The sequence below is a fragment of the Pseudoalteromonas sp. BZB3 genome (assembly GCF_040104455.1).
GTDB lineage: Bacteria > Pseudomonadota > Gammaproteobacteria > Enterobacterales > Alteromonadaceae > Pseudoalteromonas.
Genome location: NZ_JBECOS010000022.1, coordinates 1 through 7,543 on the forward strand (window position 1 = coordinate 1; position 7,543 = coordinate 7,543).

At 37.4% G+C, this 7,543-nt stretch carries 5 protein-coding genes and 1 tRNA gene; 4 read left to right on the forward strand and 2 right to left on the reverse strand.

The genetic code is table 11. The annotated features are described in order from the left end of the window. The first annotated feature begins 203 nt into the window (after positions 1–203). Entirely contained in the window at positions 204–668 is a 465-nt protein-coding gene (locus ABMY35_RS20680; protein ID WP_349287960.1) for a hypothetical protein, read from the forward strand. Between the two features lie 88 nt (positions 669–756). On the opposite strand, the gene ABMY35_RS20685 is transcribed toward ABMY35_RS20680, so the two are convergent. Continuing rightward, positions 757–2,643 carry a phytase gene (locus ABMY35_RS20685; RefSeq protein WP_349287961.1) on the reverse strand — a complete coding sequence of 629 codons (1,887 nt, stop codon included), beginning with the start codon at positions 2,641–2,643 and terminating at the stop codon, positions 757–759. 370 nt (positions 2,644–3,013) lie between these two features. Here ABMY35_RS20685 and ABMY35_RS20690 point away from each other — a divergent pair, with 370 nt between their 5' ends. Beyond that, positions 3,014–3,757: a hypothetical protein gene (locus tag ABMY35_RS20690; RefSeq protein ID WP_349287962.1), complete on the forward strand. Its 744-nt coding sequence runs from the start codon at positions 3,014–3,016 to the stop codon at positions 3,755–3,757. 58 nt (positions 3,758–3,815) lie between these two features. On the opposite strand, the gene ABMY35_RS20695 is transcribed toward ABMY35_RS20690, so the two are convergent. Further along, complete coding sequence (locus ABMY35_RS20695) at positions 3,816–4,790, reverse strand: alpha/beta hydrolase (RefSeq protein WP_349287963.1); 975 nt, start codon at positions 4,788–4,790, stop codon at positions 3,816–3,818. A gap of 198 nt (positions 4,791–4,988) precedes the next feature. Between ABMY35_RS20695 and ABMY35_RS20700 the strand changes: the two genes are divergently transcribed. Both ABMY35_RS20700 and ABMY35_RS20705 read left to right on the forward strand, forming a co-directional pair. Further along, positions 4,989–7,019, forward strand: coding sequence for a transcriptional regulator (locus ABMY35_RS20700; protein ID WP_349287964.1), 2,031 nt, complete (start codon positions 4,989–4,991; stop codon positions 7,017–7,019). Positions 7,020–7,165: 146 nt separating this feature from the next. Then, positions 7,166–7,242, forward strand: a tRNA-Pro gene (locus tag ABMY35_RS20705). Positions 7,243–7,543: the final 301 nt, after the last annotated feature.

Genomic DNA, 7,543 nt, shown 5'->3' on the forward strand with positions numbered 1-7,543 from the left:
CAGCTTCTTTGATCATGCTAACAATTTGGGTTTCGGTAAACTTGCTTTTTCTCATCGTAAATTTTCCTATTTAAGTTAATGGAAAATTCTACTTATAAACTGTTTCATTTTTTGGGGGAGTTACATTAGGGTCTGGCCTAAAGTATGACAAGATAACTGAAGCAGTTTCGAAAGTTAACTTTGCAAATGTTAAAGAGTTCTCTTTGGGTGCAAGTGAACTATTTTGTAATGCTCATTGTGTTTTTGGCACCATAGGTGACATAACTAATAGTTTTACAGGTATGCCTAAATTAAAAGACTTATATTTAGGTGGGGCCTTTGAATTACATAAACCTCTTTATTTTCCTGAGTTAGAAAGGTTAACTATCCAACTAGATGATTATTATACGTGCGTAAATGGTGGACCGATTGCACAAGCTACGTTAGATAATCTTCTTAAATCTCGCTTTCCAAAACTTAAAGAAGTTGAAATAGATTTAGAACTTTTTGAAGAAGACAAAGAATATACATTGGTAGATTCATTTTTATCTGAATTACAAACACCTAATCTAACTCAATTAGAAATTTACGGTAGCTTTAAATCTGGAGAGTTCGAGCGTATAAATCATTTGGTAAAAATGAATAATAAGCAGGTAAATCTTACGCTAGCTGAAAGCAAGTATGAGTGAGACGCTTCTTCTAGCATCTCACTTAGACATGTGAGCTTTTATATTAACTCAAACATTGCAATGTTGATCTGCACTGTATTTTTAGAAGCTACTTTGCGACTTTATTTAAAATCCAATCTCTTAACAAACTGCCATCCACAAGCTTAAAGTTTTGTGTGCTTTTAGGCATTACATTATGACCATCTTGAACAACTAATAGCCCATTAGGGAGGGCTTCACCAAGATAGCTACTTGTTACTGCCAAACCATCGGTTTCTGAAGCACCATCGATCATGCTTGCCCAGTTTACGCCGACTTTAAAAACACCCAAAAATTCATTGTTATTGTCTACGGAGTATACCGCATAGCGGTTATTACCTTGGCTAGATACAACAAGGTATTGTTTGCCGTTTAAGCGATATAAGCTCATGCCTTCAATATCGGCTTCGACTTGCTCATTTAGACCTGCGATTAACTTGTCAGACTGTTTGCCTTTGAGATCTTTTAACCATACACCCGTTGACTCTTCGCCATAAAACAAGCGTTGATTCGCATCATCGCTTACACAGCCTTCAGGTTGACTAGGCACTGTCCATTCTAGAGTTTTCTTGCTTGTTACCTTTTGCTTATCAAATGCAATCTCGTATTTTTGAAAGCGACCATCGGTGTCATTAATCCATACTGCCAGTTCTCTACCGTATTGTCCTAGACATAAACCATATGGATCAGCCAAGTCTGTTTTAATATCGGCAAGCAAAGTAGGGAGCCCAGATTTTTGATCGATTTTAAATAGGCTGATGCTTTTATTGGTTCGGTTACTGGCTGCTGCAATATCAACAACTTCATCATTGAATTCAACGCCGTAACGAATATCGACATTGTTTACTCGACCAACAGGTAAAGTTTTTACAAGATTGCCCTTAAGATCGTATACGTTGAGACCTGACTTTTTATCAGTACCATAAACCAAGCTATTTGAAGGGTTAACTCTATTTACCCAGATCTCAGGGTCATCTGCGGCATCACCATGAGATACAACAGGGGTCGTTTGTGCAAAGGCCATCAGATTGGCAATCGGTTGCTCATTCTTCTTTTTCAAGGGTAACTTATGTTTGCCTAAATTGATTTTGATATTCTTTGATGTCTCATCATCGAAGACATAAGCAATTAAGTTTTTGTCAGAGCGGTAAAGCTGAACAGTTTTAGGCGCTATGTCTTTGGGCAGCTCAAAAGGTTTGAACGCGTGATTATTTTGGTCAAGTAGCCAAAGCTGGTTTGTACTCGGTGACACCACAGACACATCACCCGAAGCGGTTGTATCTAAGTATTCTACTTCGAGCCCCTCAGGAAGCTGTAAAAGTTCTCGAATAATTTCAAGCTCAGGGTTAGTAGAGTACTGCCAAACGCCAATATTTTCTTCTGCAATATAGAGTGATCCGGTGAGGTCGTTCACTGCACAAGACTTCATATTAAGGCCCGCTGCAAAATGTCGAATTTCACTTAATTGCCAATCAGTATCGTTTGCGGTATTTAGCGCCATTTGACTAACGATGCCGTTTACATCAACAGTGAATAACTCAATATGTTCAGATGATGAGCCTAAGCAAATTGCATCAAATGCTGTTTTATCAGCCAAAAGCTCATACGCCTTTTCAATACGATTGTGTTTAAAATCAACTTTAACGAGCTCGATATTACCGGTGTTTTTATTTAGTGTTGATAACACCCCAACAGACTGAGAATTTGGTAGCCACCTAAAATCTAAATGTTCAGACTTAGAATTGATTGTCGATAAAGCTCGCCCTTGCTCATCGAGTAAAGCGATACCGTGCGCTTCACTCACAGCAAGCTGTTTATGGGCAGTATGAGCGGCATCAATAGGCGAAATAAACTCAGACTCGGTTAGCCATTGCTTATTAGTCTGCGAAGCATTGGCAACGCCACTACAAAGTAATCCACCAATCAACAAAGATAATTTTAAAGATGTGTTTGTCATGTTGAGCTCTTAAAGCTGTTACTAAATCATTGCGGCAGACAGTAACGATGAAAAATGACATAAATGTTTCAGCTGACTTACGGGCAAGCCTTGGAAGAAGTAATTACATCTTTTAGATACCCAAAAATAGCCTTTTTGAGCTAATTTGACCTCTTTAAGCCGGTTATAACGCTTTCAAAAGAAATAGAATTGAGTGTAAATTAAATAAAAACGACGACATGCGTATTTTAATGTGAGCTAAAAAGACCCTTAAATAAAATTGGCTTGAATTAAAGCGAAGTGATGAGCTTTTAAAAATAGTTACACTAATAAACGGAGTAGTTTGTGGCGCATGATGTCGCGTAAAAAATAAAAACGATGGGAAACGAATATGGAAAAAGCATTAAATTTCATTAAAAAATCTAATCATGTATTGTTCTTTCTAGTCATAGTCGTGTTTATTGGTGGTTTTACTTTTGAAATGGCCTCAAAACTTTTCAAAAAGAAATATGAGCCACGTAAAATAGAACTTGTTGATAGCACTCAATCTAAAGATGAGCTTAAACGGCCTGTTTATACCGTTGAATATTTAACACGGCTAAAAGACGTTTATATATTTGAATTAACATCTGATGTGATAGATACAAACGAGTTTCACGAAACCGAAGTGGTAGAAATGTTTAACTCAGCCTCAATTTCGCACGATTTGTATGTTGATGGCTATTTATCGCACAATGCAGTTAATTTAATGTTTGTAAGAGAAGACGGCACTCAAACCATGCTTCTAAAAAGAGACGGGTTAATCGTCGAGTTTTCTAAGGTTACACCAGAGCCAGTCGAAGGCGCTTATCAGCTGGATAAGAATCTTTATTTGATCATCGATGAAGATACCAATCAAAATGGATACCTAGATCAAAAAGACGCTGCAAAATTATTTTCTTCAAATTATGATGGACAAAATTTGGTACTGATACTTAACAACGTTGGCTCATTTAATTTGATTGCCGACAACAAATTGATTATTTCTCAAAAAGGGGATTCGCCCAAGTTCTTCACATTTGATGTGAACTCAGGCAATTTGGTGAGCTTGAATACCGCAGTAAGCAAGACTGCATTTAAATCAGAAAAAAAGTAGCTTAGATAAATACGCATACACCAAAAAGTATGCGTATTTAAACTAAGATTTAAAATTGTTAGTTGTTTAAAAAGTGACTCAGCACTTGCTCGAATTTTGCAGTTTCTTCTACCCATGGCCAGTGGCCACTTTGCTCAAACATGCTGTAGGTTGCGATGCCTTTTGGTAGCATGTCGTACAAGCGATACACCAGTTCAGGTGTAGATGCATTATCATAGCGTCCAGCTGTGATAAGGGTAGGGATCGCAAAGTCTTTTATTTGTTCTTCAATATTGATGCTGAGTAAAGTGCCTCGTATTTCTCCGTAGTCTAAGTCAATAATGTCATCAAAAACCTGAAGGTTAAAATAGTCACGCTCATCATTTGTTTGGTATTTTCTATTTTTACTTCTATTTGCAACATCAAACCATTGATACCAATCCATGTAACGACCATAAGCAATCTCGGCAAATTTATCATCAGTACTTTTTATACCTTGTGCTTTGAGTGATTCTAGTTGACGCCACTTTTCAGGGTATCGCGTGCGAATAATATGAAAATATTGATTAGCATTCATCTGTTGGCTTTTAGTATCGTAAGAGGCATTCAGCATCACTAACTTTTTGACATGCTGGCTATGTTGAAGTGCATATTGCATAGCTGGAATACCACCATAAGAATGTGCCATTAAAGTTATTTTTTTAACTCCCAAATACTGTCTGACTGACTCAATGTCGTCTACTGTCATTTGTGGGGTAAATTTCCCCTCTATTTTACGGGTTGATCTACCCCGACCAATGTCATCAAAAAACACCAACTGATAACCCTGCTTTTTTAAAAAATCAAACCAACCTACAAATACAGTGTGACCACCACCTGGTCCACCATTAATAATCACAACAGGGTGGCCTTGGCCTTCAGTGCGAATATAAATTTTGCCTTGGGGTACGTTTATATAATCTTCAGTAATGTCTTTATTTTTTGCTGATACTTCAAAGAGCATCATCGAAATAAACACGCTTAACACAATAAAATTTGTCAGATATTTTTTCAAAATAATAGGTCCTATAGATTTTTGTTATTGAGCGCCATTACTTTAATAATTAGTAGCTTAGAAGTTGTGGTGAAGTTGTGAAATATACACTTTTGAACGCTGCTCAATGTGGTGAAGTCATGAAAATTCACGTATATTTCTGAACGCAAGTGTTTTCTATTATGGGCAAAGCCCTGCTTTTAATTAGGTTGTACAAACATGCGATATGCTTTTGGCGAATATGTTCTAGATACAAAACAACAGTTGTTATTTACCAACGAGCAACGCGTAGAGCTAGAGCCTAAGCAATACTCAACGTTACTTTTGCTGTGTCAGCATCAAAATGAAATAGTGACTCGAGAGCAGCTTTTAGAAACTAGCTGGAGCGGGGTGATAGTCAGTGAGAACACCATAAACAAACATATCGCAGTGCTCAGAAAGTTATTAGGTGACAATGCAAAATCACCCAAATATATCGAGACAGTTGCAAGAAAAGGCTATCGCTTTATTGCTAACCTTGAGATCTTTGATGAAGCGCCTTCTACAGTAAACATCGAGCACAATAACAACACCGTTTCATTCAAACCGAATTTCCTATTACTTGGTTTGCTCGTTACGGTCCTCATTTTAGTATCTATTTACTTATTCTCATGGCTGAGTCCTAGTTCAAAACCTACGCAAGACATAAAAACACTCACTCGTATGCAAGGTGATAAATGGAGCATAAGCTTTTATAAGAACGATTTAACAACAGTGTTTATTAATCAAAAGCCACAGAGTTCAGAATTATTTCTTCAAGATTTAAACACTCAACAAACTCAGTTAATTCAACATCAGTTCGACTTTTTATCTTTTGCTGTCGGGGCTATTTCAAAACCGCAACTCTATATAGTGGGTAAACAAGGAGGCAAAAATTGGCTGGTCAAAGGCAATATTGTCAACAACACTTTTATTGTTGAGCAGCAACTCGATATTTCAGAGCTTGCAATTTATGATATCGACTTCTCAAGTCATCTCGAACAACTCTATTTAATTGCGCAAACAACCTCGATAAAAGACCGAGGATTATATCGGGTAGATCAAAACTTAACTGACATAGTCCCGCTTTATTTGCCTAAAAATAACAATGTATTATTGACCAGAGTTGATAGTGGCATAAACAAAGAAGCGATATTACTTTTGGGTCAGCGCCCTAATGCGCGTTCAATTGTTTATGCGTTTACGCCAAAAAACAAAGAACTCAATAAAGTACATGAGTTTGACGCATATGTGAGAGACGCCATTTGGCATAATGAATTTATTTTACATACCGACACGCCACCTGCTCAGCGCATATTGAAGCGCTCGATAGAGCAGAACTCTAGCCCTACAATAGTAGCGACATCGAGCGAATACCTATGCTGTGAAATGATTTTTTCGCAATCATTGAATCAGATTATTTATCGAACAAATACCACAAACTACCAAATTGAGTGGGTAGGGGAGCCTGATTTTGCAGTAGATAACTCCACAGTTTACGACATGACTCCGTCGTTGATGCACCATAAAAAGGGGATTGCATTTGTGTCTAAACGTTCTGGTAAAAGCCAAATATATACGCAACAAAAGCTCTCACCACCAAAGCAGATAAGTAACTTTACGCGCTACCATATTGTTCATGCACTATCGGTTAGCCCAAACGATAATCGATTAGCAGCCATAGTTGATAATCAACTTTTCTTGTTTGCAACCAATGCTCAAAGTCTACCAATCAGTAAAGTATTTAATAACATTGACTGGTTAGAAGATGTGACATGGCTAGACGATAAACACCTAATAGTGCGCCATAAAACTAAGTCGGCCACTTGGTTAGAAATATATGACACAGAACTCAATAGCATTAAAAAATTACCATTACAGTGGCTACAGTTATTCCGTTCAGAGTATGGTGAAGCGAGATGGTTTGCGCTGCACACATCACATGGGCTGGTGGAATTAGAACCGCTAATGTTTAATCCTGATGTTGAGCTTAAAATAGCCAAAGAGTTAAATGGGTCAATTCAAGATACTGGAAAAATTATCAATGCAGGCCCATATTTTTATCAGCAAATAAATAAAAAACAAATTCAACAACTTGATAGCCAGGGCCAACATTTAAGACTTCATGATTTTCAACGCATTTATGGCTTTGATGCGCATAACACAAAACTAATAGTCAGTGAACTAACATATCGCTCTAGCGACTGGCATGCAAAGTCGATTGCTCAATAAAGCTTTAAATTGAATACCACTAAAAAGTGATTTAAAAACAAATGATGTAGCGAGAGGCAATAAACAAGTAACAAAGAACACAAAATGTTCAAATAATCCAACAGGTTGTTGCCTTTTAATATTAATCTTGTATAGTTGCACCAAGTCGGCATATAGCGCAGCCTGGTAGCGCACTGTCATGGGGTGTCAGGGGTCGCAGGTTCAAATCCTGCTATGCCGACCAGCTTTACCTTTTACCCTTCTAAGATGTATCTTTTTTACAGAATTTACTTATTCTTCCTTAGTCTTATACATTACTTTTTCATATATAAGTTTATAACTTCAACTATTCTGTTATCTCTATCAAGTAGTTACGCTCGAATGTAGAACTTTGTGAAACTCATTTCATTTTGCAAAGTGCAAGACCTGATAATCCTCTAGTCAGCCTCCGGGGCCTTCGTTAGCTATGCTAACAGGTGCTGAAACCAAGACTGACCGGAGACTGTTATGGCACTTTACTGTGGTATCGACTTACATTCAAATAA